The following is a 26388-nucleotide window of genomic DNA, read 5'->3' on the forward strand; positions in this document are numbered from 1 at the left end:
CTGGTCCGGGGTGCCTGATACGGCCTCGGGACGAACGAAGGAAAAGAACAATGCGTCATCGCGTCGGCGGCCGTAAGCTGCAACGTACCTCCAGCCATCGCGCGGCCCTGTTCCGCAACATGGCGGCCGCGCTCATCAAGCATGAGCAGATCATGACCACCGTCGCCAAGGCGAAGGAACTGCGTCCCTATGTCGAAAAGCTGGTCACGCTGGCGAAGAAGGGCGGCCTTTCGAACCGTCGTCTCGCTCACGCCCGCCTGCTCGACGACAAGCAGCTGGTGAAGCTGTTCGACGTCCTCGCCACCCGCTATGCGGACCGTAACGGCGGCTATACCCGCGTCATCAAGGCCGGCATCCGCGCTTCGGACGCCGCTTCGATGGCGATCATCGAATTCGTCGACCGTGACGTTTCGGCCAAAGGCCAGGATTCGGGCCCGGTCATGAACGACGAGGCGTTCGAGGCGGAAGCCGCCTGAACCCATCGCGATCATAGTGAAAAGAAAAGGGCTCCGGAAACGGAGCCCTTTTTTGTTAGGATAGCCCACCCTCAACACCGCTCGGGCTGAGCTTGTCGAGCCGAAGGCGGCTTAAGGCCAAGCCCGTTCCCTCAGGAATCGTCCTTCGACACGCTCAGGACTAACGGCTTAAAGCATTAGCAATTCCGTCCGACTTCGTTGCCGATGAGAGCGCCGATCGCGCCACCCAGGATCGCGCCGGTCGTGCCGTTGCCGCCACGGTTACGGTAATAATAGCGGTCGCGATTGCCGCTACGGGCGATTTCCCTGCCGAGCAGCGCGCCAGCCGCACCGCCGACGATGGCACCGGTCGTGCCATCATTGCAGCGCCGGTAACGGCGGTCACGATAATAGCGGCCATCGTAATTGCCGTAATAGCCGCGATCATAATCGCGGTAGCTGCGGCGATCGTAGCGATAGCCATCGCCATAATAGTTTGAATAGCCATGGTCGCGATAGCGCGGGCGGGCTTCGGCGGCCGTGGGCAGGGCGGTCGCGGTGGTGGCGAGCACCGCCGCTGAGAGGATCATTGTCTTGAGCATGATACTGGCTCCTTACGCTTGGAGGCGGAGCCAGAAGCAGCGGCCGCGCCGAAGGATTACTATTCTCCCCTTCGACTGAGTCTGCGATGAACGGATTGAATTTGCTGTCTTTTCCCCACCCGCCCGCCAGTCCCGGGCCTGTCGAATCCCGTTCCAGCTGGAGCCGTCCTTCGACAGGCTCAGGACTAGCGGGGTGTGGCGGATAGGAGGAGTTCGCTAGTCCTGCATCGCTTTCATGATCGGCGTGATGTCGGTTTTCAGCAGCTCCATCTGCTGTTCGTACATCGCCTTCGATTGCGCCTCGGAAATCCGCGCCAATTCTCCGGAAGTCAGAAGGTAGCCCATGCTGGCCCGGTCGCAGAGGCCCTGCGCCAGGTCGCGGTCAAACGGCGTTTCGGCGGTATTCGCGGCCAGATCACAGCTGAAGGTGCCGGCATAGATGAAGGATTCCTCCGCCGCTTTCTTGTCCCCATTGTCGAGAAGAGCCGAGCCAAGGTCCATCTGGGCCTCCGCGATGCGGATTTCCGGGCGCATGTCCATCATGCCCTTGACGCCAGCCAATGCGCTGCGCTCGATCCAGGCGGAGGCACGGCGCCAGCCCTCGATCGCGCGGTCGCGTTCCGCCTTGGCAAGATCCGACTTGCCTTCCGATTTGAAGGTTTCGGCGCGATCCTTGTGATATTTGGCAGCGGCGGTTTCGAATTTCTCGCTGCTCAGCATCCCCGCATGTTGCAGCTTCATCTGATGTTCGTTGCCCTTGGACTGTTCAAGCTGGCTGTGGAGCTGATCCGCCGCCTGGCGAGCGTTGGCGAGCACCTGCTCGGCTTCCTGATCCTGGCGAAGCGCGCGGAGCGTCAGATAGGTTTCCTCCTGAAGCGGGAGGTTGTCTATCAAGGCATGAAAATGCTTTCCGCCTTCGAAATGGTGGATCATTTCGGCATAAGCGGGCTGAAGCACGGCCTTGGCCTCTTCAAGCTTGCCCTTTTCGCGGAGGTTGCCGCCGTGGACGGACTTGGCGTGGAGGTAATCCTTGAAGATATAATGTTTGACGCCTTCATCGGCGTCCGGCGCCATCATCGCATTATAATAATGCTGGATCATCGCCAGGCAGCCTTCGGCTGACTCCTCGCCGAAACATGCGAAGGTATACCCCTGAGCGGCCTTGAACTCCTTCAAATATTGCTTTTCCGGCGCGGCGGACGCAGTCGGTTGCTGCGCGGCTGCCGCGGATGAAAGCAGCAAGGCTGCCAAGACGGTGAATTTCCCCATTTTTCTTCCCCAGGACTGTCGGCCTTTGCGGCTCTCTCCGCCCAATATCACAGCCCTTTGACAAGCGGAACGGTGCCGTTAGGCTCAGCTCCATATCTTGTCCCATCAAAAGGCATTCCCACATGCGTCCTGCGACACGTCTGACCATCGCGACCCTTCTCGCCACGACCGGAACAGCCCTGACCCCTATGACCGCCACCTCCGCGACGACCACGCAAGCCGACGCCCCGATCACTTACCCCAAGACGCTGCGCCAGGATGTGGTGGAAGCGCAATTTGGCGTGGCTGTCGCCGATCCCTATCGCTGGCTGGAGGCCGACGTCCGCGAGGACCAGAAGGTGCGGGAATGGGTGACCGAGCAGAACAAGGTGACGGACGCTTATCTCGCCACCCTGCCGGGCCGCGATATCTTCGCCAATCGCATGAAGGCGCTTTACGATTATGAGCGGTTCGGCCTGCCTTATAAGAAGGGCGGCCGCTATTTCTACACGCGCAATGACGGCCTTCAGAACCAGTCCGTTCTTTATGTGCGCGACAGCCTGAACGGCGAAGGCAAGGTGCTGCTCGATCCGAACACATGGTCGAAGGACGGCGCCACCGCGCTTGCCAGCTGGGCGCCTTCGGAAGACGGCCGTTACGTTGCTTATGCGATCCAGGACGGCGGCACCGACTGGCGCACGGTGAAGGTACTCGACACGCAGACGGGCAAGGAAACCGGCGACCAGATCGAATGGATCAAGAATGGCGGCGTCGATTGGGCGAAGGACGGATCGGGCTTCTACTACAGTCGCTTCCCGGAAGTGCCCGCCGACCAGAAGTTTCAGGCGCTCAACGAGAACCACAAGGTCTATTTCCACAAACTTGGTACGCCACAGAGTGCGGACCGGATGCTGTACGAAACGCCGGACCAGCCCCGCCGGGGCCATTATCCGGGGGTGAGCGACGATGGCAAATGGCTGATCGTCACGACTGCGGAAGGCACGGACGACCGCTACGAAATCACGCTCATCAGCCTCACCGATCCGTCCGCCAAGCCGCGCACGTTGGTGAAGGGGCTTGAGAACAATTGGTCCTATATCGGCAATGAAGGCAGCATATTCTATTGGGTGACGAACAAGGACGCGCCGCGCCTTCGCGTCGTATCGCTCGACGTGTCCCAGGCCGATCCGAAGCCGGTCGAAATCGTGAAGGAAGATGTCGCGACCCTGGATGGCGCGTCGATCGTCGGCGGCACGTTGCTTACCACCTATCTGGTCGATGCAAAGGCGGAAGTGCGCCGCTATGCGCTGGATGGCGCGCTGAAGGGCAAGATCAGCCTGCCGGGCATCGGCGCCGTAGGTGGCTTCGACGGTGAGGCGGACGATCCGGAAACCTTCTTCGCCTTCACGAGCTTCGCGACGCCGACCACCGTTTATCGTTATGATGCGGCAACCGATAAAGCGACGCCATGGGCCGAACCCAAGCTGAAGTTCAACCCTGCCGATTATGAGGTCAGCCAGCGTTTCTACACGTCGAAGGACGGGACCAAGGTGCCGATGTTCATCGCGCATAAAAAGGGTCTCGACCTGTCGAAGGGCGCGCCCACGATCCTTTACGGCTATGGCGGGTTCAATGTGTCGATGACGCCCGCTTATTCGCCGACGCGCCTCGCCTGGATGGAGCAGGGCGGTGTCTATGCGGTCGCCAATCTTCGCGGCGGCGGCGAATATGGCAAGCCCTGGCACGACGCCGGGCGCCTTCAGAACAAGCAGAACGTCTTCGACGATTTCATTGCCGCGGGCGAATATCTGATCGCGCAAGGCTTTACGACGAAGGACAAGCTTGCCGTGCAGGGCGGCTCGAACGGCGGCCTGCTCGTTGGCGCCGTCGTCAACCAGCGTCCCGATCTATTCGCCGCCGGCTTGCCCGCCGTGGGCGTGATGGACATGCTGCGCTTCGATCGCTGGACCGCGGGCCGTTACTGGGTCGACGATTATGGCTATCCGAACAAGGAGGCGGATTTCAAACTCCTCCACGCTTATTCGCCTTACCATAATGTCAAGACGGGCGTGGATTATCCGGCGCTTCTGGTGACGACGGCCGACACGGACGATCGCGTGGTGCCGGGGCATAGCTTCAAATATGCCGCCGCCATCCAGGCCGCGGATATCGGCGACAAGCCGCACCTCATCCGCATCGAAACGCGCGCAGGGCATGGCTCGGGCAAGCCGACCGACAAGATCATCGAGGAATATGCCGACATGTGGGCCTTCACGGCCAAACATACCGGCCTGACGGTGAAGTGATGGGGAGGATTGGAAGAACTCTCCCGCTGATTTGCGACTGTGGCGCTGAAGGAAAAATCCGTTTCGAAGAGGATGGCACCCCTGAGCGTATGGATCGGCCATCCAATGTCACGCGGGAAGTTGTTAGCGGTCCCTTCCATGAAAAGGACAGTTCCATCGTCTGCTCGCAATGCGAGCAGGTCGTAATGAATTAATTAATTCTAGCCCGTTCGCGCTGAGTAGGAGCTGAGCGAAGTCGAAGATCCGTATCGAAGCACCCCCGCCAAGGCACTTCGATACGCCGGTTCGACAGGCTCACCGGCTACTCAGTGCGAACGGTTAGGCTAGAATAGTTTGGAGAGAAAACCTCATGCGCATCACCGCGGCCCTTCTGCTGCTTGCCACCACCGCCGCCTGCACGACGGCCGCTGTCCCGCCCGCCGCAGTCGGCGACGCAGCTGCAACCGCGGCTATCGCCTACCCGCAAACGGCGCGTGGCGACGTGGTGGAAAGGCAGTTCGGCGTGGCCGTGGCCGATCCCTATCGCTGGCTCGAAAATGACGTGCGCGAAGATCCGAAGGTGCGTGAGTGGGTGACAGCGCAGAATGCGGTGTCGAGCGCCTATCTCGCCAAGCTTCCGGGCCGCGAGTCGCTAAAGGCGCGCCTTACCGCTCTTTATGATTATGAGCGTTATGGCGTGCCGGAAAAGGCGGGGAGCCGCTATTTCTACATGCGCAATGACGGCCTCCAGAACCAGTCCGTTCTTTATGTTCGCGACGGCCTCAATGGCACGCCGCGTCAGCTGGTCGATCCCAATGGATGGTCGCAGGATGGCGCGACAGCGCTGGCCGAATGGGTGCCCTCGAAGGACGGTAAGCATCTCCTCTATTCGATCCAGGAAGGCGGCACCGATTGGCGTGTGGTGAAGGTGCTGGACGTCGCGACGGGTCAGGTGCTGCCCGACGAAGTGAAGTGGGTGAAATTCTCCAACCTCGATTGGGCGAAGGACGGATCGGGTTTTTATTATTCCCGCTTCCCCGAGCCGAGCGCGGGCGCACAGTTCCAGTCGCTGAATGAAGGTCAGGCCGTCTATTTCCACAAGCTCGGCACGAACCAGACCGACGACAAGCTCGTCTTCGCTCAGCCCGATCGTCCGAAGCTCGGCAATACGGCGGAAGTGTCGGACGATGGCCGCTGGCTGATCGTGACGTCGTCCGAAGGCACCGATGCGCGTTACGAAGTGACCTTGATCGACCTTCAGGCGCCGCAAAGCCCGCCGCGGCGGCTGGTGACGGGCCTTGAGAATGAATGGGCCTATCTCGGCAACAATGGCACGACCTTCTACTGGCGGACCGACAAGGATGCGCCGCGCGGACGGATTGTGTCGGCCGACCTGTCAAAGCCGGGTTTCGCGACGGCGCAACTGGTTCCGGAAGATCAGGCGACGCTCGGCAGCGCCTCGATTGTCGGCGACAAGATCGTCGCCTCCTATCTCGTCGATGCGAAGACGGAGGTGCGCACCTTCGACATGGCCGGAGAGCAGGTTGGCACCGTGAAGCTGCCGGGCATCGGCACGGCTTTTGGCTTCTCCGGCGACGCCAGCGACAGCGAGACCTTCTTCTCCTTCGCCAGCTTTAATTCGCCGGGCGCCATCTATCGCTATGACAGCAAGACGGGCGCGAGCAGCGTGTTCGCGGAGCCCGAGCTTTCCTTCGATCCCGCCCAGTTCGAAGTGGAGCAGCGTTTCTACGCGTCGAAGGATGGGACGAAGGTGCCCCTCTTCCTCGTCCACAAAAAGGGCATGGCGCTGAAGAACGTGCCCGCGCTCCTCTACGGCTATGGCGGGTTCAACGCGCCGGAATTGCCGCGATTCCAGCCCAAATGGATGGCCTGGGTCGCCGAAGGCGGCGTACTCGCCGTGGCGAACCTTCGCGGTGGTGGCGAATATGGTAAGGCCTGGCACGACGCCGGGCGCCTGCTCAACAAACAAAATGTGTTCGACGATTTCATCGCTGCCGGAGAGTATCTGATCGGGCAGGGGATCACATCGAAGCAGAAATTGGCGATCGAGGGGCGGTCCAATGGCGGCGTGCTCGTCGGCGCGGTGCTCAATCAGCGGCCGGACCTGTTCGCCGCCGCGCTCCCGACTGTCGGTGTAATGGACATGCTGCGCTTCGACCGGTTCACGGCTGGACGCTATTGGGTCGACGATTATGGCTATCCGAACAAGGAAGCGGATTTCCGCAATCTCTATGCTTATTCGCCCTATCACAACATCAAGTCGGGCGTGAATTACCCGCCAATGCTGGTGACGACGGCCGATACGGACGACCGCGTGGTGCCGGGGCATAGCTTCAAATATATCGCCGCGATGCAGGCGGCCGAAACCGGCCCCGCGCCGCACCTCATTCGCATCGAGACGCGGGCAGGCCATGGCTCGGGCAAGCCGACGGACAAGCAGATCGAGGAATATACCGATATGTACGGCTTCATCGCCCACCATACCGGGCTGAAGATTGGCGACTAAGGGCTCAGCCGATCGTCAAGGAATAAGGGGCGTCCAATCGCGGTTGGACGCCCCTTTTTGTTTCAGCGGCCTTCAGCCTCGACCCGATCCTTGTCGCGCGGGGTGGGGAAGGGCGGCATGCGGCCAGAAATGCCGTCGCGATCGATAAACTGGTGCTTCAGCGCCGCGCCAACGTGGAGGATGAGGAGGGCGATGGTGAGCTTCACCAATATCTCATGCGTTTCGCCCATCGCGTCGCCAAAGGCTTCGGACAGGCCGGGGATGAGGGGCAGCGGAATACCGCCCGCGAGGCGCGTTGTGGCTTCATCGGCGCCGCCTGAAATCGCGGCCAGACCCGTCAGCGGCAGGGCGATAATGAGGACATAGAAAGCGCGGTGGTTCCACACGGCCGCGAACCGCTCCCAGCGGGAGAGCTCGGGCGGAAAGGGCGGCGGCTTGTGCATCAGGCGCCAGACGAGGCGGAGGATGCCGAGGATGAGGATAAGCGCGCCCAGCGTCTTGTGCCAGGTGAACCATTCGCCGCGCACCGGCCCGCGCTCCATGCCGTGGAAGGTAAAGCCCACATAGATTTGCGCGAGGATCAGGGCGGCGCTCATCCAGTGCAGTGCCACCGCGCCTCCATTATAGCGGAGCAAGGTGCGGGGTTGGGGAATTGCGTCAGGAACAGTCGTCATGGCTTCTCTCCCTTCAAGCTGCGGAAGGTAATGGAATGTCGCAGGCTGTCCACCGGCGGGATACTATGCTCCCATTCTTCGCGAGCGGGGCCGCGCAGGACATAGGCTGAGCGGGGCTCGGCCGTGACCGTGATCCGCTCCCACTTCGCACCCACCTTGCGCCGGAAGCGGAGCGGGGCGGGGGCGCAGAGGGAGATGCCGATCACATCGCTGAAGACCGGACGGTCCCTGTGCCAGCCAATACCGGCGCCCAGTGCATATTCGATGAGTAGGGCGTGGACGAGGGCTTCGGAGGGTAGTCCTGCAAGGTCAGCTGCATGGTCCCGGACGGGGATCAGCCAGTCCGGAAACGGATCGGCTGCGCGGAGGCCGCTACCGTCAAAGGCATAGTGGAGGCCGAAGCTGTGGGTGCGGCGTCTCCCAACAAAGCCCTGGAATTCGAAAGGCTTGAGCGAGAGCGCGGCGATGCGTGCGCCGAGGTTTTGCTCTTCGTCCAGCGACAGGAAGTCGGGCTTATAGGCCATGCCTTCGGGAAGGGCGGGGGCGAAGAGGTCGCTCTGCATCCCGCTTTAACTCACGGTCGCTGTAATGTTCCACCACCGTCACCCTAAACTTGTTTCAGCATCCATCGGCGAGCAGCGCAGCTGTCACAAGCATGGACCCTGAAACAAGTTCAGGGTGACGGTGAAGGTCGTCATTGCGGGCGGGGCGAAGCAATCCAGCTCCGCGCCGCTGAATTGCTTCGTCGCTTTGCTCCTCGCAATGACGAGGGGGTTAGCGCGTGAACTTCTCGCCCGCTTGCGCCTTCTGGACGAGGAGGTTGGAGAGGGTGAAATCGGCACCTAGACGTTCCTGCTGCCCCTTCAGGCCGTCGACGATCTTGGTGAGGCCTTCGCCGTCCGCCCAGTGCATGGGGCCGCCGCGATAGACGGGCCAGCCATAGCCATAGACCCACACCACATCGATGTCCGAAGCGCGCTGAGCCATCCCTTCTTCCAGGATCTTCGCGCCCTCATTGACCATCGTGTAGATGGTGCGCTCCATGATTTCCTGATCGGAAATGTCGCGCGGGGTGACGCCTTCCTTCGCGCGGAACTGCTCGATAATCTCCTGCACCTTGGGGCTCGGCGATGGGCGGCGCTTGTCGTCATAATCGTAGAAGCCCGCGCCCTTTTTCTGGCCCCAGCGGTCGATGGCGCACAGCGCATCGCGGATATTTTCGATGCGCTTGGGATCGCGGTGCCAGCCAATGTCGACGCCCGCGAGGTCGGCCATCTGGAACGGCCCCATGGGCATTCCGAATTCGACATGGACGCGATCCACTTGCTCCGGCGTCGCGCCTTCCAAGAGCAGCTGCATCGCCTGCATCTGGCGCGGGATCAGCATGCGGTTGCCGATGAAACCGTAGCAGACGCCCGCGACGACGGCGACTTTCTTGATCTTCTTGGACAGCTGCATCGCGGTAACGAGCACGTCCGGCGCGGTCTTCGCGCCGCGCACGATTTCCAGCAGTTTCATCACATTGGCGGGCGAGAAGAAGTGGAGACCCACCACGTCCTGCGGCCGCGACGTGACAGCGGCAATCTCGTCGATGTTGAGATAGGAGGTGTTGGAGGCAAGGATCGCACCGGGCTTGGCGATCGTGTCGAGGCGGGCGAACACATCCTTCTTCACGTCCATATTCTCGAACACCGCCTCGATGATGAGGTCGCATTCGGCGAGGTCGTCGAAATTGAGCGTTGGCTTCAGCAGGCCCATCGCGCCTTGAACCTGCTCCGCCGTCATGCGGCCCTTGGCGGCGGTCGCTTCATAATTTTTGCGCATGATGCCGGTGCCGCGATCGAGCGCGTCCTGCTGCATTTCGACGATCGTCACCGGGATGCCTGCGGACAGGAAGTTCATCGAAATGCCGCCGCCCATCGTGCCCGCGCCGATCACGCCCACGCGCTTGATGTCGCGAGGCTTCGTGTCTTCCGGCAGGCCATCGATTTTCGAGGCCTTGCGTTCGGCGAAGAAGAAATATTGCTGGGCTTTGGCTTGGCGTCCGCTCATCAATTCCATGAACAGGCGGCGCTCCTCGAGCACGCCTTCGGCATAGGGCTTTTCAACCGCGGCTTGGACGGCCTTGATGTTCGCTTCCGGCGCATCGAAGCCGCGCATCTTGCGGGCGTTCGCCTTGCGGAATTCATCGAAAATGCCCGGATTGGTGCGGGCTTCGGCAAGCTTGTCGTCCTTTTCGCTGGTCTTCTGGAGCGGGCGGACGTCCTTCACCTCCTCGGCATAAGCGACGGCATGCTGTTCAAGATCGCCCTCGATCAGGCGATCGACGAGGCCGAGCGCGTGGGCGTCCTTGGCGCCGATCGGCGTGCCGCTGGTCGTCATTTCGAGCGCCTTCTGGACGCCGACGGCGCGCGGCAGGCGCTGCGTGCCGCCCGCGCCGGGGAGGAGGCCCAATTTCACTTCCGGAACCCCGAGCTTCGCCGACGGCACCGCCACGCGATAATGGCAGGCGAGCGCGACTTCGAGTCCCCCGCCAAGCGCGGTGCCGTGGATCGCGGCGACGACCGGCTTGGTGCAATTTTCGATCCGGTCGACAACCTGCGGCAGCATCGGCTGCTCGAACGCCTTGGGCGTGCCGAATTCGGAAACGTCGGCGCCCGCGAAGAAGGTCTGCCCTTCGCAGCGAATGACCACGGCCTTGATTGCATCATCGGCATCGGCTTCGTCGATCGCCTTGACGAGGCCGTCGCGGACCGCATGGCCGAGCGCGTTCACCGGCGGATTGTTGGACGTGACGATCAGGATGTCGCCGTGGCGCTTGGTGGAAATGGGGCTCATTCTTACTTCTCCTAATCTGTCGTCCTAATCCGTTCGTGCTGAGTAGGGACTGAGCTTGGCGAAGGCCCGTATCGAAGCATTCGAGCTGAACCCTTCGATACGCCGTTTCGACAAGCTCAACGGCTACTCAGGGCGAACGGAGAAGGTGGTGCAAGTTCATATCAAAAGGCCGTCTGCCCGTAGAGCAATTTGGTGAAGGGATAGGACGCCGCGAGGCCGCCGTCGACGACCAAGGCATGGCCGTTGACGTAGCTCGACTCTTCGGACGCCAGATAGAGGGCCGAGCGGGCGATTTCGATGGGCTCGCCGCCGCGCTGGAGCGGATTGAAGCGGCCGATCCTGTCGCCTTTGCCTTGGGCACGGGCATGGTCATAGATCATCTGCGTCATGCCGGTTTGGATGAGGCCGGGGCAGATGGCATTGACGCGGACGTTCGATCCGACGAGCTGCGCCGCGCCGGTCTTCACGAGATTGATGACGCCCGCCTTGGAGGCCGAATAAGCCGGGCCACCCGCACCGGCGCGAATACCCGCGACGGACGCGGTGCAGATGATCGATCCGCCGCCGCGTTCCTTGATGACCGGCGCGGCATGCTTGATGGCAAGGAAGGGGCCGATCAGGTTGACGCGCAGGATTTCGGTCCAGTCATCCGGCGTCTGATCGAACAGGCCAGTGAGGCCGCCCGAAATGCCTCCGTTCGCGAACATGACGTCGAGGCCGCCGAAGCGGGCGACGGCTTCGGCGACCAGCCGCTTCACATCGGCTTCGGAGCCTGCATCGGCATGGATTGCGATGGCTGCGTCGCCAATCTCGGCTGCGGTCTCTTCATGCCCCTTGATGTCGGCACAGACGACCTTCGCGCCTTCTTCGGCGAACAGCTTCGCGGACGCCTTGCCGATGCCCGAGCCCGCGCCAGTGATGATGGCGACTTTGTTTTCTAGCTTCATTCATGCCTCCCCGTCATACCGGCGACGGCCGGTATCTCAGGACCAGCCTGCGCCTTTTCCGTCATGAGACCCCGGCTTTCGCCGGGGTGACGCGCGAGGCGGGGCATCATCACAACCCCGTTCCCGTGGTCGAACCGCCATCGACGATGATCGTCTGGCCGGTCATGAAGGTGGAGGCGGGCGCGGCGAGGAAGACGGCGGCGCCCGCGATTTCGTGCGGCTCGCCGATCCGCTTCATCGGCGTGAAGCGGGTAACAGCTTTCAACGTGTCGGGATCGTCCCATAGGGCCTTGGCGAAATCGGTGCGGACTAGGCCGGGCGCGATGCAGTTGACGCGGACGCCCGATGGGCCGAATTCGGCGGCGAGGTTGCGGGCAAGTTGGAAGTCGGCGGCCTTGGAAATGTTGTAAGCGCCGATGATCGCGGAGCCGGTGAGACCGCCGATCGAGGAGACGATGATGATCGATCCGTCCTTGCGCTCCAGCATTTCGGGTACCGCCATCTGGATCAGCCAGTGATTGGCGATGACATTGTTTTCCAGGATCTTCCGGAACTGATCGTCGGTGATCCCGCTCATTGGCCCGTAATAGGGGTTGGACGCTGCGTTACAGACGACGATGTCGATGCGGCCAAGCTGTGCTTTGGTTTCATCGACGAGGTTTTGAAGGTCATCCTTGGACGAGATGTTGGCGGGGACAACGATCGCGGTCCCCGGCCCGTGCTTCTCATTGATCGCGGTGGCGGCCTCCTCGCAGCTTTCGCGCTTGCGGCTGGAGATGACGACCTTGGCGCCTTGCTCGGCCATGGCTTCGGCGATGGCGCGACCGATGCCGCGCGAGGATCCGGTGATGATGGCGACCTTTCCGGTCAGGTCGAACAGGTTCATTTTCTCATCCTCCCTCCCGTTCGTGTCGAGCGTAGTCGAGACACGCTTCTCGACTTCGCTCGAAGCGAACGGACTGTTATTCAATCTGCGAGCGCGTGTTTGGCGAACTCGTTCTTGGCAATCGCGCGATTGTGCACTTCGTCCGGCCCGTCCGCCAGGCGGAGGGTGCGGATGCCCGCCCAGCTTGAGGCCAATCCAAAATCCTGGCTGACGCCCGCGCCGCCATGGGCCTGTACTGCATCGTCGATGATCCGGAGCGCCATGCTTGGCGCCTGCACCTTGATCATCGCAATCTCGTTCGCGGCGGCCTTATTGCCAGCCTTGTCCATCATGTCGGCGGCCTTCAAGCAAAGGAGCCGCGACATTTCGATGTCGATGCGGGCACGCGCCACGCGCTGTTCCCAGATCGAATGTTCCATCAGGCGCTTGCCGAATGCGACGCGGGATTGAAGCCGCTTCACCATCGCCTCCAATGCTTCTTCGGCCGCGCCGATGGTGCGCATGCAATGGTGGATGCGGCCGGGGCCAAGGCGCCCTTGCGCGATCTCGAACCCGCGCCCCTCGCCGAGCAACATATTGGACGCCGGGACGCGCACGTCCTTCAATTCGATTTCCATATGGCCGTGGGGCGCGTCGTCATAGCCGTAGACGGTCAGCGCACGCTCAACGGTGATGCCTGGCGCGTCCATCGGCACCAAGATCATCGATTGCTGCTTATGCTTCTGCGCTTCGCGGTCGGTCTTGCCCATAAGAATCGCGACCTTGCAGCGCGGGTCGCCCGCCCCGGACGACCACCATTTGCGGCCGTTGATGACATAGTCGTCGCTCTCGCGGCGTATGTCGCATTCGATGTTGGTGGCGTCGGACGAAGCGACGGCGGGCTCGGTCATCAGGAAGGCGGAGCGGATTTCGCCGTTCATCAGCGGGCGGAGCCACTGTTCCTTCTGCTCCCGCGTTCCGTAGCGGTGGAGCACCTCCATATTACCGGTGTCGGGCGCCGAGCAATTGAATATCTCGCTCGCCCAGCCGATCCGGCCCATTTCCTCGGCGCAGAGCGCATATTCGAGATTGGTGAGCTGGGTGCCTTCGAATGCGAACGTGTCGTCGACATGGGGGAGGACGGGGGCGGGGGGCATGAACAGGTTCCAAAGGCCGGCTTCGCGGGCTTTCGGCTTCAATTCCTCGATCACGGCCAGCGGCTGCCAGCGGTCGCCAGTTTCGAGCTGCTTCTTATAGTCGCCGATGCGCGGGCGAATCTGAGTCTCGATGAACTGGCGAACCCGGTCGCGGTAAAAAGCCTCGCGTTCCGTAAGGGTAAAATCCATGGCCTTCCTCTCGCTTGCTTTACGTTCCCGTAAACCTATCATCCGGGCTATCGCGGAGAGGCTGCGGAGACAAGATCAATGGCCGATTTGGAAGCGTTTCGGGCGGAGACCCGTGACTGGCTGGAGGCGAATTGCCCGGCCGAGATGCGGGAGCCGATGCGGAGCGAGGATGATGCCTGCTGGGGCGGGCGCAATCCGGTGTTCAAGAGCGAGGCCCAGCGCCTGTGGATGGAGCGGATGGCCGAGCGCGGCTGGACCGTGCCGGACTGGCCAAGCGAATATGGGGGTGGCGGCCTCGACCCCGCGCAAACCAAGGTTCTGCGGCAGGAAATGGCGCGGATCAATGCGCGCAATCCGCTCTACAGTTTCGGCATTTCGATGCTCGGCCCGGCGCTGCTAAAATATGGGACGGAGGCGCAGAAGACGCGCTTCCTTCCCGAAATCGCGCGCGGGGAAATCCGCTGGTGTCAGGGCTATTCGGAACCCAATGCCGGATCGGACCTTGCGAGCCTTGCCACCAAGGCGGAGGACAAGGGCGACCATTGGCTGGTGAACGGCCAGAAAGTGTGGACGTCTTACGCCGACAAGGCGGACTGGATCTTCTGCCTCGTCCGCACCGATTTTGACGCACCCAAGCATAAGGGCATCAGCTTCCTCCTCTTCGATATGGCCTCGCCCGGTGTGTCGACCAAGCCGATCCTTCTCATCTCCGGCTATTCGCCTTTCTGCGAGACCTTCTTCGACGATGTGCAGGTGCCGAAGGATCAAGTGGTCGGCGAAGTGAACAAGGGCTGGGACGTCGCCAAATATCTGCTCGGCCACGAACGCGAGATGATCTCCGGCATGGGCCTTGGCGGCACGGGCGGTAGACTTGGCGCGGCGCTCAAGGACAAGCTCGCGGACGATCCGATCCTCCGCGCGGACGTGGCGCGCTTCGATGTCGACGCGATGGCCTTCAAGGCGATGTCGGAGAAGTTCATCGACGAACTCAAAGCCGGGCAGGCCCATCCCGCTCAGCCATCAATGATGAAATATGCGGGCACGGAATTGAACAAGGCCCGGCACGAACTGGTCATGGCCGCGGGCGGTGCCGACGCGCTCGAATGGGAAAGCGATCGTTCGCGCGGCGGCAAGGCGGCGCGGGAGTGGCTGCGCACCAAGGCCAATTCGATCGAGGGCGGCACCAGCGAAATCCAGCTCGGCATCATCGCCAAGCGCATTCTGGATCTGCCGGGGGCCTAACGTCATCCCGGCGAAAGCCGGGATCTCAAGACGGAAAGACACAGCCCTTCACCACGAGACCCCGGCTTTCGCCGGGGTGACGGAGAAAAGAGAAAATGCCCCTCTACCTCACCGAAGATCAGGCGATGCTGCGCGATACGGCGCGGGACTTCATGGCGAGCGAAGGCGCGATTCCGACGCAGCTGCGCAAGTGGCGCGACATGAATTGCAAGGATGGGTTCGGCCATGCTTTGTGGCGGCAGTTCGGGGAAATGGGTTTTACCGGCATTCTCGTCGATGAAGCGGATGGCGGTCTCGGCCTCGGCCATGTCGAAGCAGGGATCGTGTTGGAGGAGATCGGGTGTAACCTGACGCCTTCGCCCTTCCTCATCACAGCCGTCGCGGCGGTCGAGGCCTTGAAGGGCACGGCGCAGCGCGAAAAATGGCTTCCCGGCATTCTGAAAGGCGAGACCGTGGCCGCGCTGGCGATCGATGAGGGCGCGAAGCACCGGCCTGAAGCAATCGCGGTGGAGGCGAAGCGTTCGGGCAATGGCTACAGCCTGTCGGGCGCCAAGCAGTTCGTGGTTCAGGGCGCTTCGGCGGACTTCATCCTTGTCGCGGCGAGGACGGAGGAGGGGCTTGGACTGTTCGCGGTGGAGAAGGATGCGAAAGGCCTTGAGGTCGAGGGCGTTCGCATGGCCGACAGCAGCATCGGCGCGCGCATGACTTTCGCCAATGTCGAGGTCGATGTTGACGCCCTGATCGGCGGCGAAGAGGTGCTGCGCCGCGTCCTGCGCGCGGGGCGGGTTGGCGCTGCGGCGGAGATGGTTGGCGTTGCGTCGGGCGCGATCGGCATGACCGTCGACTACCTCAAGCAGCGCAAGCAGTTCGGGCGGCTAATCGGGGAGTTTCAGGCGCTGCAATTCCGCGCCGCACATCTCTATTCCGAACTGGAAATAGCGCGTGCGACGACATTGAAGACGCAGCAATTGCTGGATGAAGGCAGCGCCGAGGCCGAGGCGATGGTGCATGTCGCAAAGGCCAAAGCGGGGCAGGTTTCGACGCTTGCAGTGCAGGAGGGCGTTCAGATGCACGGTGGCATCGGCATGACCGACGAATATGATATCGGCCTCTACATGAAGCGCGACCGGGTGCTGAACGAGCTGTTTGGGGACGCCAATTATCACGCGGATCAGCTGGCGCGGCTGAACGGATATTGATCTTTCAGCATTCTCACACCCGCTAGGGCTGAGCTTGTCGAAGCCCGTGTGAATTGTACGTTGCTCACGTCCTTCGACAGGCTCAGGACTAGCGGGTGTGTGGGTTAGCGCTTTAGCAGCAGAGTCATGTGAGCCGATGCGATCGGCTTGGCGCGGTCCTTTTGCCAAGCCTGGGCTTCGACGCTTGCGACGCGGGTGCCGAGGCGGGTGATGGTGGCGGCGGCGAAGGTGTCGTGATCAATGCCACCGCGCATGAAATTGACGTTGACGTTGATCGGCTTGGCTTCGACCCGGGTCTCGCCCATCTGGTCGTAGAGTGTGCCGAGCGCGGCGAATTCGAGCAGGCCCGCGATTGCGCCGCCGTGGAGATAGCCGGGGCGCCCGACGACCGGCGCGGCGAACGGCATGATCCAGAGAAGAGTGTCCGCATCCCGCTCCGTCCGGAGGTCGAGAAGGCGCGCATAAGGCGGCAGGCGATCCAGCATCGAGGCCCTAATCGGCCTGTTTGCGGTTCTTGAGCGCGATCGCGGTGATGATCACGATGAAGGCGGTGAGACGGATGAGATAGAAGAAGCTGGATTCCTCTACCGGGAAATCGGTGAGCGCGAGGAGGGCCTGGGTCAGTCCGAGTAGCCAGAAGGCGATAGCGAAGGCGAGAAACAGCCCGTCGCTCGATCTGCGCCAGAAGCGCAGGAAGAACGTGCCGCCCGCGAGGAAGCCCATTGTGATCATTCCGGAAAGGAAAGTGAAGAGCGTCATCAGCTCCACTCCTCCATATCCCAGATGAGGCCGCCGACGAGAACGCCGACCGCCGCGAGCGACAGCAGGAGGCGCGGCATCTGCAGGCTTATCGACTGGATGATGAACATATCGAGGATCACGGCCAAGGCGTTCAGCGCAAGGAAGCCGAAGCACAAGCCCGTCCAGAGGAGCAGGCGCGCACCGCTCTGCCGGAAGCTGCGCCATAGAAGGAAGGCGCACGTACCGGCCGTGCCGAGACAGAGAAGATAGACGAGGGCGCGGAATATCTCTGACATATTCTCAATCCCTCCTAAGCTTGAACGCGTCCGAAAAAGCGCGGAGCTGATCGTGCGCGGCCATCACGATTTCCCTGCGGACGGCATCTGGCTTTCTTCCGTAGTAAAGCTCAGCCTCTCCCGCCAGGCGATCGATTTCGCCGGATGCCGGAGCATAACGTATCTGTCCATCCTGATCCGTCACCATTCCGGCAGTCACGAGGGATTCGATCCCCTGCGCCACCACCGAATCGCTGCCGCGAAGTGCGCCTACGAGTTCCGGCCGCGTCCAGGCGCGGTTCCGATCAGCCCGCAGCAGAAGCATCAGCTCCATCGACCAGATGGAACGGAACGATCCTCTTATAAAGGCTAGAAGGTCCGCGCTTGCCGGCATCGTCCCCGAAATCATTGTTAATGATGAACCCTGCGTGATCGGCAAGGAGGCGCCTTTTTAGGAGGCTGGCCTTGTCGATCAACCCCGAGCATCGAAAATAACTTTGGGCTTGCGGCGCGAAGCGGGCGGAGGCAGTGTCGCGCCACGCGGGGGCGCGACCGGCAATTTTGCCGGCTTTTCGTGCAGGAGTATCCCCCGGTGAACGCCGAAACCCGAGTCGAAAGCTTCGATCGCCGACAGCTGCTGGCAGCGCTTCGCGCATTCCGGCGCGGCGATTTTTCGGTACGCCTCCCCGAAGACGCCGCTGGCACGGACGGCGAGATTGCCAGCCTGTTCAACGAAATCGTCGGCCTGAACGACCAGATGGTCGGCGAATTCCGCCGCTTGTCGCAAGTCGTCGGCAAGGAAGGCAAGATGCTGCAGCGCGGCCATCTGAAGGATGGCAACGGGAATTGGGACAGCGCGGTCCAGTCGGTGAACGAACTGATCGAAGATCTCGTCCAGCCGACCGCCGAAGTGTCGCGCGTCATCGGCGCGGTGGCGAAGGGCGACCTGTCGCAGACCATGTCCGTCGAAATTGACGGACGCCCGTTGCGCGGCGAATTCCTGCGCATCGGCAAGGTCGTGAACACCATGGTGGAACAGCTTGCCTCCTTCGCATCCGAAGTGACGCGCGTGGCGCGCGAAGTGGGTACGGAAGGCAAGCTTGGCGGCCAGGCGAATGTGAAGGGCGTCGCCGGCACGTGGAAGGATTTGACCGACAATGTGAACGCGATGGCGGGCAATCTGACCGCGCAGGTGCGTAACATCGCCGACGTGACTACCGCCGTGGCAAAGGGCGACCTTTCCAAGAAAATCACCGTGGACGTGAAGGGCGAGATTCTCGAACTCAAGAACACCATCAACACGATGGTGGACCAGCTTAATGGTTTCGCATCGGAAGTGACGCGCGTGGCCCGCGAAGTGGGCACCGAAGGGCGCCTCGGCGGGCAGGCGCAGGTTCCGGGCGTCGCGGGCACCTGGGCCGATTTGACCGACAATGTGAATTTGATGGCCGCGAACCTGACCGGTCAGGTGCGTAACATCGCTGACGTGACGACTGCGGTGGCGAAAGGCGATTTGTCCAAGAAGATCACCGTGGAGGTGAAGGGCGAAATCCTGGAGCTCAAGGACACCATCAACGTCATGGTGGACCAATTGAACTCCTTCGCGTCCGAAGTGACCCGCGTGGCGCGCGAAGTGGGTACGGAAGGGAAATTGGGCGGTCAGGCGCAGGTGCCGGGCGTCGGCGGCACGTGGAAGGATCTGACCGACAATGTGAATTTGATGGCCGATAACCTCACCGGCCAGGTGCGTAACATCGCCGAAGTGACGACCGCCGTGGCATCAGGCGATTTGTCCAAGAAGATCACCGTGGACGTGAAGGGCGAAATCCTGGAGCTCAAAAACACCATCAATACCATGGTGGATCAGCTGAATGGCTTCGCATCGGAAGTGACGCGCGTGGCGCGTGAGGTGGGGACCGAAGGGAAGCTCGGCGGGCAGGCGCAGGTGCCGGGCGTCGCGGGCACCTGGGCCGACCTCACCGACAATGTGAATTTGATGGCCGCGAACCTGACGGGCCAGGTGCGCAACATCGCCGAAGTGACGACCGCCGTGGCGAAGGGCGACCTTTCCAAGAAGATCACCGTGGACGTGAAGGGCGAAATCCTGGAGCTGAAAAACACCATCAACGTCATGGTGGATCAATTGAATGGCTTCGCATCCGAAGTGACCCGCGTGGCGCGCGAAGTGGGCACCGAGGGGCGCCTCGGCGGACAGGCGCAGGTGGAGGGTGTCGCGGGCACATGGGCCGACCTTACCGACAATGTGAACGCCATGGCCGGCAACCTGACCAGCCAGGTGCGCAACATCGCCGAAGTCACCACCGCCGTGGCGCGCGGCGATCTTTCCAAGAAGATCACCGTGGAGGTGAAGGGCGAAATCCTGGAGCTTAAAAACACCATCAACGTCATGGTGGATCAGCTCAACGGCTTTGCGTCGGAAGTGACCCGCGTGGCCCGCGAAGTGGGCACCGAAGGGCGCCTCGGCGGACAGGCGCAGGTAGAGGGCGTTGCGGGTACGTGGAAGGATCTGACCGATAACGTGAACGCCATGGCTGCAAACCTCACCGGCCAGGTGCGCAACATCGCCGAAGTGACGACCGCGGTGGCATCGGGCGACTTGTCCAAGAAGATCACCGTGGACGTGAAGGGCGAAATCCTGGAGCTCAAGAACACCATCAACGTCATGGTGGATCAGCTCAATGGCTTCGCATCCGAAGTGACCCGTGTGGCGCGTGAAGTGGGTACGGAAGGCAAGCTCGGTGGACGTGCGCAAGTGCGCGGCGTCGCGGGCACGTGGAAGGATTTGACCGACAATGTGAACCTGATGGCCGACAATCTGACTGGCCAGGTGCGCAACATCGCCGAAGTGACGACCGCCGTGGCGCGCGGCGACCTTTCCAAAAAGATCACCGTCGACGTGCGTGGGGAAATCCTGGAGCTCAAAGACACAATCAACGTCATGGTCGATCAGCTCAACTCCTTCGCATCCGAGGTGACCCGCGTGGCGCGCGAAGTGGGGACCGAAGGGCGCCTCGGCGGCCAGGCGCAGGTGCCGGGCGTCGGCGGCACGTGGAAGGATTTGACCGACAACGTGAACCTGATGGCGAACAACCTCACCAATCAGGTGCGCGGCATCGCGGATGTTGTGACGGCGGTGGCGCAGGGCAATTTGAAGCGCAAGCTGACCGTGGACGCGAAGGGCGAAATCGCGGCGCTGGCCGAAACGATCAACTTCATGATCGATACGCTCTCGACCTTCGGCGATCAGGTGACGAACATGGCGCGCGAAGTGGGTATCGAAGGGCGCCTTGGCGGCCAGGCCTCCGTTCCGGGCGCCGCAGGCTTGTGGCGCGACCTCACCGACAACGTGAACCAGCTTGCCGCGAACCTAACGAACCAGGTGCGCTCCATCGCCGACGTGGCGACCGCCGTGACGAAGGGCGATCTTTCGCGCTCAATCGCCGTGGAAGCGTCGGGCGAAATGGCCGCGCTCAAGGACAATATCAACGAGATGATCCGCAACCTCAAGGAACAGACCTTGAAGAATGCGGAGCAGGATTGGCTTAAGACCAACCTCGCGCGGTTCAGCCGCATGTTGCAGGGCGAACGCGATCTCGCGACCGTGTCGAATCTCATCATCTCCGAACTCGCGCCGCTGGTGAACGCGCAATATGGCGTCTTCTATGTCGCCAAGCGCGACGGCGACGAAACCGTGCTGGAACTTGCCGCCAGCTATGGCGCCGAGCGGATCGATGAACTGAAGCCCGTCTTCCGCCTGCGCGAAGGCCTGATCGGTCAGGCGGCGGCGGACAAGCGCAGCATCCTGCTCAACGAAGTGCCTGCCGACTTCATCCGCATCGGATCGGGGCTCGGGCATAGCGCGCCGGTCAACGTCAACATCATGCCCGCCATCTTCGAAGATGACGTGAAGGCGGTGATCGAACTCGCCTCATTCGGCAAGTTTAACGAGACCCACGTCTCCTTCCTCGACCAGTTGATGGAATCGGTGGGTATCGTTCTGAACACCATCGCGGCGACGATGCGCACCGAAGGCCTGCTCAGCCAGTCGCAGCTGCTCACCACCGAGCTTCAGGCGCGTCAGACCGAGCTTACGACCAAGCAGGAAGAGCTGCACGCGACGAACGAGGAGCTGCAGGAAAAGGCCCTGCTTCTCGAATATGAAAAGAAGCAGGTGGAGGGCAAGAATATCGAAATCGACATGGCGCGCCGGGCCATCGAGGAAAAGGCCGAACAGCTTGCGCTGACGTCGAAATACAAGTCCGAATTCCTCGCCAACATGTCGCATGAATTGCGGACGCCGCTCAATTCTCTCCTCATCCTCTCGAAGCTGCTCGCGGACAATCCGCAGGGCAATTTGAACGAGAAGCAGACGGAATTCGCACGTACGATCAATGCGGCGGGGTCCGACCTTCTCAACCTCATCAACGACATTCTCGATCTGTCGAAGATCGAATCCGGCACGGTGTCGATCGATCTCGGCGAAGTGCCGCTGAAGGTATTGAAGCAGAATGTCGAACGCACCTTCCGTCAGCTTGCGGCCGACAAGGGGCTGATGTTCGAGGTTGCGTTCGACGAGCGCCTGCCGCTCGTCATGCGCACGGACGAAAAGCGCCTGCAGCAGGTCGTTCTGAACCTTTTGTCAAACGCCTTCAAATTTACGTCGCAAGGATCCGTGACTTTGTCAGCCGCGCGCGTGCAGAGCGGGTGGAGCGCGGATCATCCGGTGCTGAATGGCGCGGAAGGAGTCATCGCCTTCACCGTGTCCGATACGGGGATCGGCATTCCCGAAGACAAGCAGAAGCTGATCTTCGAAGCGTTCCAGCAGGCCGACGGCACGACCAGCCGGCGCTATGGCGGCACCGGCCTTGGCCTATCCATCAGCCGCGAGATCGCTCGGCTGCTGGGCGGTGAATTGCAGGTGCAGTCCACGCCGGGCAAGGGGTCGACCTTCACCTTGTTCGTGCCGCAAAATTCGGTCAGCGGCGCCGCGCTTGGCGCGACCGCGAGCGAGGATCATGTGCCGATGCTGAGCGCACCAGCCGCCGCCGAAGAAGTGGCGGACGATCGTGACGGCCTCGGCGACGATCCGTTCGTGCTGATCGTCGAGGATGATGCGACCTTCGCCAACATCCTTCTCGAACTGGCGCACGAAGCGGGTCTGAAGGGCGTTGTATCGGCGGCGGGCGCGGGGACATTGGGCATGGCGCGCAAGCTCCAGCCCGATGCGATCACGCTCGACCTTGGCCTTGCCGATATTGACGGCTTCGTGCTGCTCGACCTGTTGAAGCACGATCCCGACACCCGGCATATCCCGATCCACGTCATTTCCGGCAAGGAAGAGGTTGCTTCCGCCATGGCGCTCGGCGCGGTCGGCGTTACCGAAAAGCCGGCGACACATGACGAACTGGTTGTGGTGTTCGGCGATCTTTACCGGCGCGTCAGCCGCGTCGAGCGGCAGGTGCTGATGGTGGGCTTCGACGCGAAGGGGCGGAAGGCGGCGGCCAAGGCGGTCGGCGATCCCGCCATGCGCTATGACGCGGCTCCAACCCTGTCGGACGCACCCCGCGATTTTGGCGATTATGACGCGATCCTCCTTCCCGTGGCGAAGGTTGCAGGCGAGGCCGAGCGGATATGCGCGCAGGCTCCAGCGGCTCCGCTCATCGTGCTTGGCGGCGGCGAGGACGATCCGGATGCGCGCGGTGCGATCAATCGCGTGGCGTCGTCGTGCAACATCCAGATTGCATCAGGCTTGGACCAGCTTGCGACACTGTTGCCGGCAACGCTGCGCCGGGGACGGCGGCCCGCAGCGGCAGAGGATGCGCATCGCGGCGTGCCGGAAATCAAGGGCGCGAAAATCCTCGTCGTCGATGACGACATCCGGAACATCTACTCGCTTACAAGCGTCTTGGAGACTTACGACGCGACCGTCCTCTACGCCGAACGGGGGAAAGAGGGCATCGCAATCCTTGAAAACACGCCGGATATCGACATCGCGCTGATTGACATCATGATGCCTGAAATGGACGGATATGAAACGATGCGGCAGATCCGCACGCGCGATGCGCTGGCCAACGTGCCGCTTATCGCCGTGACCGCCAAGGCGATGAAGGGCGACCGGCAGAAGTGCCTCGATGCGGGGGCGTCCGATTATATCGCCAAGCCGGTCGACATCGATCTGCTGCTGGCCCTGCTCCGCGTGTGGATCGGCCGCGCGCGTTCACAGGAAGGATCGTCGCCTGCGATGGTGAGCGCGGACTAATTTCCATGGTGGAACCGACACCCCTGCGCAAAGCCGCCGCGCCGCAATTCGCGCCTCTTGCCGAAGGCAGGCCGCGCGTGCTGATTGTCGATGATGACGAGCGCAACCTGCTTGCGCTCAAGACGGTGGTCGATGAAGTCGCGGATACCGTCGTCGCTTCGTCGGGCGAAGAGGCGTTGCGCCACCTGCTGAATGGCGAATTCGCGGTCATCCTTCTCGACGTTTTCATGCCTGGCCTCGACGGTTACGAAACCGCGCAGATGATCCGCAGCCGCGAGCAGACCAAGCGTATCCCGATCATCTTCCTGTCCGCGGTGAACAAGGAAAGTGCGCATTTGAACCGCGGCTATGCGATGGGCGCGGTCGATTATGTGTTCAAGCCGGTCGAGCCCCTCGTCCTGCGATCCAAAGTGTCGGTGTTCGTTGATCTCTTCGCCAAGACGCGCGAAATTCAGCACAAGGCCGAGCAGGAGCAAAGGCTGCTGGACGAAAATCTTCGCATTCAGGCCGAAAAGCTGCGTGCCGAGCAGGCGCTGCGCGATGCGGAGAAGAGGCAGGCTGCAATCATCGAGTCCCTGCCCATCGTCCTGTTCGTGCGCGAATTCGGACCTGATTTCACGACGCCCCGGATCGTCGGCGGCAATCTGGCGCGGATCAGCGGCTTCGAAACGCCGCCGCCGGTGGAGGAATGGCACCAGCGCCTTCATGCCGACGATCGCGCGCGGGTCATGTCCGGCTATCGCAGCCTGGAATACCAAAACGGCCTGGCGATCGAATATCGCTGGCAATGCGCGGATGGAGCCTACCGGCACTTCCTGGAACAGACGATGGTGCTGGCTGACGAATATGGCGGGCGCGAAGTGGTCGGCACATTGCTGGACGTCACCGAACGCCGCGAGCTCGAAAGCCAGCTGGTCCAGGCCCAGAAGCTTGATGCCATCGGCAAATTGACCGGCGGCATCGCGCACGATTTCAACAATCTTCTTGCCGCCGTTTTGGGCGGGATCGACCTTATCGACCGGCGCGTGGCGCTGGCGGAGGACCAACGCAAGATTCTGACGATGACACGGCGCGCGGCCGAACAAGGATCCGACCTTGTCCGGCGCCTGCTCGCCTTTTCGCGGCGCCAGCAATTGCAGCCCGCGCCGGTTTCGGTGGCCCAATTGTCGACGGCCGTCGGCGACCTTCTCAACCATACGCTCGGCGGTCTGGTCGAACTGGATTGGTCGATTGCCAGCCAGCCGTGGAACGTCTTTGCTGATGAAGCCCAGCTAGAGCTGGCGCTGATGAACCTCGTCATCAATGCGCGCGACGCGATGCCTGACGGCGGCCGGATCGAGGTTCATGCGCGCAATAAGGTCTTGGAGGCCGGCAACGAACATGATCTGCCGGAAGGCGATTATGTCAGCCTGACCGTGATTGACACAGGATCGGGTATCGCGCCCGATGACCTTGAACGAGTGATGGAGCCATTCTTCACAACCAAGGAAGTGGGCAAGGGGACGGGCCTTGGCCTTTCCATGGTTTACGGTTTTGCCAAGCAATCGGGCGGCGGCATACGGATCCAGAGCCGGGTTGGCGAGGGCACCAGCGTCGAGCTCCTGCTGCCAAGGGCTGCTTCGGACGCTGCCGCGACGGAAACCGCATCACGCCAGCGGGTTGAGCCTGTCGACACCGGCCCCGGATTGCGCGTGCTGCTGATCGATGATCATGCCGGGGTCCGGACGACGACGACAGCCTTGTTGAGCGACTTCGGTCATCAGGTGGCGGAGGCATCGGACGGGCTGGAGGCGATCGCGGCGATGTCCGCCGACACGCATTGCTGCGACCTTGTCATCACCGATTATGCCATGCCGTCGCTCTCGGGGATCGAGGTGGTGCGCCGCTTGCGCGAATTGCGGCCAGACCTGCCCGCCATCATCATCACCGGTTATGCGGACGCGGACAATATCCAGAACCGTCCGGCAAATGTTACGGTGCTGACGAAGCCCTTCACGCCGGAAAAGCTGACTGCGGCAATAAGGCGCGCCGTTCCGCGCGAAATGGAAATGGATCAGGCGCTTCCAAGCGCGGTCTGAACATTTTCGGCATATTTTGATGCCACGTCTACGATCGCCCCATCCTCGGTATGAAGGCGAACGATCCGGCGCCCTGAAAAATCGGCCTGGACGACGATGTCCGGCCGCACGAACGCGGCGCGATGGACCCGAAGCATTGGTTGAGATTGAAGGCGGCTTTCCAGCTCCTTCATGGTGATCTTCAGGATATAGGTGTGGGCTTCGGTATAGAATAACGCGTAATCGCGTGCCGCCTCGATCCGCCGGATATCCCCCACGGGCAGCGGCACCGTGCCGTCGCCCTTCGGAATCCAGAAAATCGGATCGCCCGAACGGCCTTCCGCGCTCGCGCCGTTTGCCGCCTCGGCTGGCAGATTCGCGTCACCCGCTTCCCCCTGGCGCTGCTCCAGGCGCAGCTGCGCGCGCTTCAACGCCTCGCGCAGCCGGTCCGGCTGGACGGGCTTCAGCAAATAATCGACCGCCTGCATGTTGAATGCTTCGATCGCGAATTCATCGAGGGCGGTGATGAAGATCATCTCCGTCTCGGCACGCTTCGACAAGGACCGCCCAACTTCGATCCCGCTGAAATAGGGCATTTCGATATCGAGAAGGATCAGATCGGGTTTCAGCGTTTCGGCCAGATCGAGCGCCACGCGGCCATCCTCGGCCATGCCGACAATCTCGATGCCTTTGATCGTTTCCAGCGCATGGACAAGGCGCTGGAGAGCCGGCGGCTCGTCATCGACCAATAGCACCCTGAGCGTCATGATATTCGCGCTTTCACCCCTGTTTCGTGTTGAGGCCGTT

Annotated in this window: 20 protein-coding genes; 7 read left to right on the forward strand and 13 right to left on the reverse strand. The window is 61.9% G+C overall.

Annotation, left to right across the window (positions count from 1 at the left end):
• The first annotated feature begins 50 nt into the window (after nt 1-50).
• Entirely contained in the window at nt 51-476 is a 426-nt protein-coding gene (gene rplQ / locus C7I56_RS01385) for a 50S ribosomal protein L17 (RefSeq protein ID WP_106638763.1), read from the forward strand.
• Nucleotides 477-652: 176 nt separating this feature from the next.
• Here the strand turns inward: rplQ and C7I56_RS01390 are convergent, their stop codons facing one another.
• The gene (locus C7I56_RS01390) at nt 653-1057 is read right to left on the reverse strand and encodes a glycine zipper 2TM domain-containing protein (protein WP_106638764.1); all 405 of its coding nucleotides are present in this window, start codon (nt 1055-1057) and stop codon (nt 653-655) included.
• A 216-nt stretch (nt 1058-1273) separates the two neighbouring features.
• The gene (locus C7I56_RS01395) at nt 1274-2326 is read right to left on the reverse strand and encodes a hypothetical protein (protein ID WP_106638765.1); all 1053 of its coding nucleotides are present in this window, start codon (nt 2324-2326) and stop codon (nt 1274-1276) included.
• 122 nt (nt 2327-2448) lie between these two features.
• On the opposite strand from C7I56_RS01395, the gene C7I56_RS01400 reads away from it, so the two are divergent.
• Together C7I56_RS01400 and C7I56_RS01405 are read left to right on the forward strand one after the other, a co-directional pair.
• Nucleotides 2449-4611, forward strand: a complete 2163-nt coding sequence (locus tag C7I56_RS01400) for a prolyl oligopeptidase family serine peptidase (RefSeq protein WP_425352357.1) — start codon at nt 2449-2451, stop codon at nt 4609-4611.
• Between the two features lie 349 nt (nt 4612-4960).
• The gene (locus C7I56_RS01405) at nt 4961-7117 is read left to right on the forward strand and encodes a prolyl oligopeptidase family serine peptidase (protein WP_106638767.1); all 2157 of its coding nucleotides are present in this window, start codon (nt 4961-4963) and stop codon (nt 7115-7117) included.
• Nucleotides 7118-7179: 62 nt separating this feature from the next.
• Here C7I56_RS01405 and C7I56_RS01410 read toward each other — a convergent pair whose 3' ends face one another.
• The 6 genes from C7I56_RS01410 to C7I56_RS01435 all read right to left on the reverse strand — a co-directional run bounded on the left by C7I56_RS01410 (nt 7180) and on the right by C7I56_RS01435 (nt 13787).
• The gene (locus C7I56_RS01410) at nt 7180-7791 is read right to left on the reverse strand and encodes a cytochrome b (protein WP_106638768.1); all 612 of its coding nucleotides are present in this window, start codon (nt 7789-7791) and stop codon (nt 7180-7182) included.
• A complete protein-coding gene (locus C7I56_RS01415) occupies nt 7788-8354 on the reverse strand; it encodes an alpha-ketoglutarate-dependent dioxygenase AlkB (protein ID WP_106638769.1) in 567 nt (188 codons plus the stop codon). The genes C7I56_RS01410 and C7I56_RS01415 overlap by 4 nt, the downstream gene beginning before the upstream one ends.
• Nucleotides 8355-8565: 211 nt before the next feature.
• The gene (locus C7I56_RS01420; protein WP_106638770.1) at nt 8566-10629 is read right to left on the reverse strand and encodes a 3-hydroxyacyl-CoA dehydrogenase NAD-binding domain-containing protein; all 2064 of its coding nucleotides are present in this window, start codon (nt 10627-10629) and stop codon (nt 8566-8568) included.
• A 161-nt stretch (nt 10630-10790) separates the two neighbouring features.
• The gene (locus C7I56_RS01425; protein ID WP_106638771.1) at nt 10791-11576 is read right to left on the reverse strand and encodes an SDR family NAD(P)-dependent oxidoreductase; all 786 of its coding nucleotides are present in this window, start codon (nt 11574-11576) and stop codon (nt 10791-10793) included.
• A 109-nt stretch (nt 11577-11685) separates the two neighbouring features.
• Nucleotides 11686-12462, reverse strand: a complete 777-nt coding sequence (locus C7I56_RS01430; RefSeq protein WP_106639568.1) for an SDR family NAD(P)-dependent oxidoreductase — start codon at nt 12460-12462, stop codon at nt 11686-11688.
• A gap of 80 nt (nt 12463-12542) precedes the next feature.
• A complete protein-coding gene (locus C7I56_RS01435; protein ID WP_106638772.1) occupies nt 12543-13787 on the reverse strand; it encodes an acyl-CoA dehydrogenase family protein in 1245 nt (414 codons plus the stop codon).
• A gap of 78 nt (nt 13788-13865) precedes the next feature.
• Between C7I56_RS01435 and C7I56_RS01440 the strand changes: the two genes are divergently transcribed.
• Nucleotides 13866-15029 carry an acyl-CoA dehydrogenase family protein gene (locus C7I56_RS01440; protein WP_106638773.1) on the forward strand — a complete coding sequence of 388 codons (1164 nt, stop codon included), beginning with the start codon at nt 13866-13868 and terminating at the stop codon, nt 15027-15029.
• Between the two features lie 95 nt (nt 15030-15124).
• On the forward strand, nt 15125-16228 hold the full coding sequence (locus C7I56_RS01445; RefSeq protein WP_106638774.1) for an acyl-CoA dehydrogenase family protein: 1104 nt from the start codon (nt 15125-15127) through the stop codon (nt 16226-16228).
• Nucleotides 16229-16332: 104 nt separating this feature from the next.
• Here C7I56_RS01445 and C7I56_RS01450 read toward each other — a convergent pair whose 3' ends face one another.
• From C7I56_RS01450 to C7I56_RS01465, 4 genes are read right to left on the reverse strand one after another with little or no spacing between them, the layout of a single operon-like run.
• Nucleotides 16333-16713 carry a PaaI family thioesterase gene (locus tag C7I56_RS01450; RefSeq protein ID WP_106638775.1) on the reverse strand — a complete coding sequence of 127 codons (381 nt, stop codon included), beginning with the start codon at nt 16711-16713 and terminating at the stop codon, nt 16333-16335.
• Between the two features lie 7 nt (nt 16714-16720).
• Entirely contained in the window at nt 16721-16987 is a 267-nt protein-coding gene (locus C7I56_RS01455) for a DUF5985 family protein (RefSeq protein ID WP_106639569.1), read from the reverse strand.
• Complete coding sequence (locus C7I56_RS01460; RefSeq protein WP_199792302.1) at nt 16987-17265, reverse strand: DUF5985 family protein; 279 nt, start codon at nt 17263-17265, stop codon at nt 16987-16989. Before C7I56_RS01460 ends, C7I56_RS01455 begins: the two co-directional genes overlap by 1 nt.
• Nucleotides 17266-17269: 4 nt before the next feature.
• Entirely contained in the window at nt 17270-17578 is a 309-nt protein-coding gene (locus C7I56_RS01465) for a hypothetical protein (protein WP_106638776.1), read from the reverse strand.
• A gap of 258 nt (nt 17579-17836) precedes the next feature.
• Here C7I56_RS01465 and C7I56_RS01470 point away from each other — a divergent pair, with 258 nt between their 5' ends.
• Nucleotides 17837-23524: a HAMP domain-containing protein gene (locus tag C7I56_RS01470; protein WP_106638777.1), complete on the forward strand. Its 5688-nt coding sequence runs from the start codon at nt 17837-17839 to the stop codon at nt 23522-23524.
• A gap of 5 nt (nt 23525-23529) precedes the next feature.
• Nucleotides 23530-25602 carry a response regulator gene (locus C7I56_RS01475; RefSeq protein WP_106638778.1) on the forward strand — a complete coding sequence of 691 codons (2073 nt, stop codon included), beginning with the start codon at nt 23530-23532 and terminating at the stop codon, nt 25600-25602.
• Here C7I56_RS01475 and C7I56_RS01480 read toward each other — a convergent pair.
• Nucleotides 25578-26348, reverse strand: coding sequence for a LytR/AlgR family response regulator transcription factor (locus C7I56_RS01480; protein WP_106638779.1), 771 nt, complete (start codon nt 26346-26348; stop codon nt 25578-25580). The genes C7I56_RS01475 and C7I56_RS01480 overlap by 25 nt on opposite strands.
• Nucleotides 26349-26388: the final 40 nt, after the last annotated feature.

It is taken from the genome of Allosphingosinicella vermicomposti (assembly GCF_003012815.1).
GTDB lineage: Bacteria > Pseudomonadota > Alphaproteobacteria > Sphingomonadales > Sphingomonadaceae > Allosphingosinicella > Allosphingosinicella vermicomposti.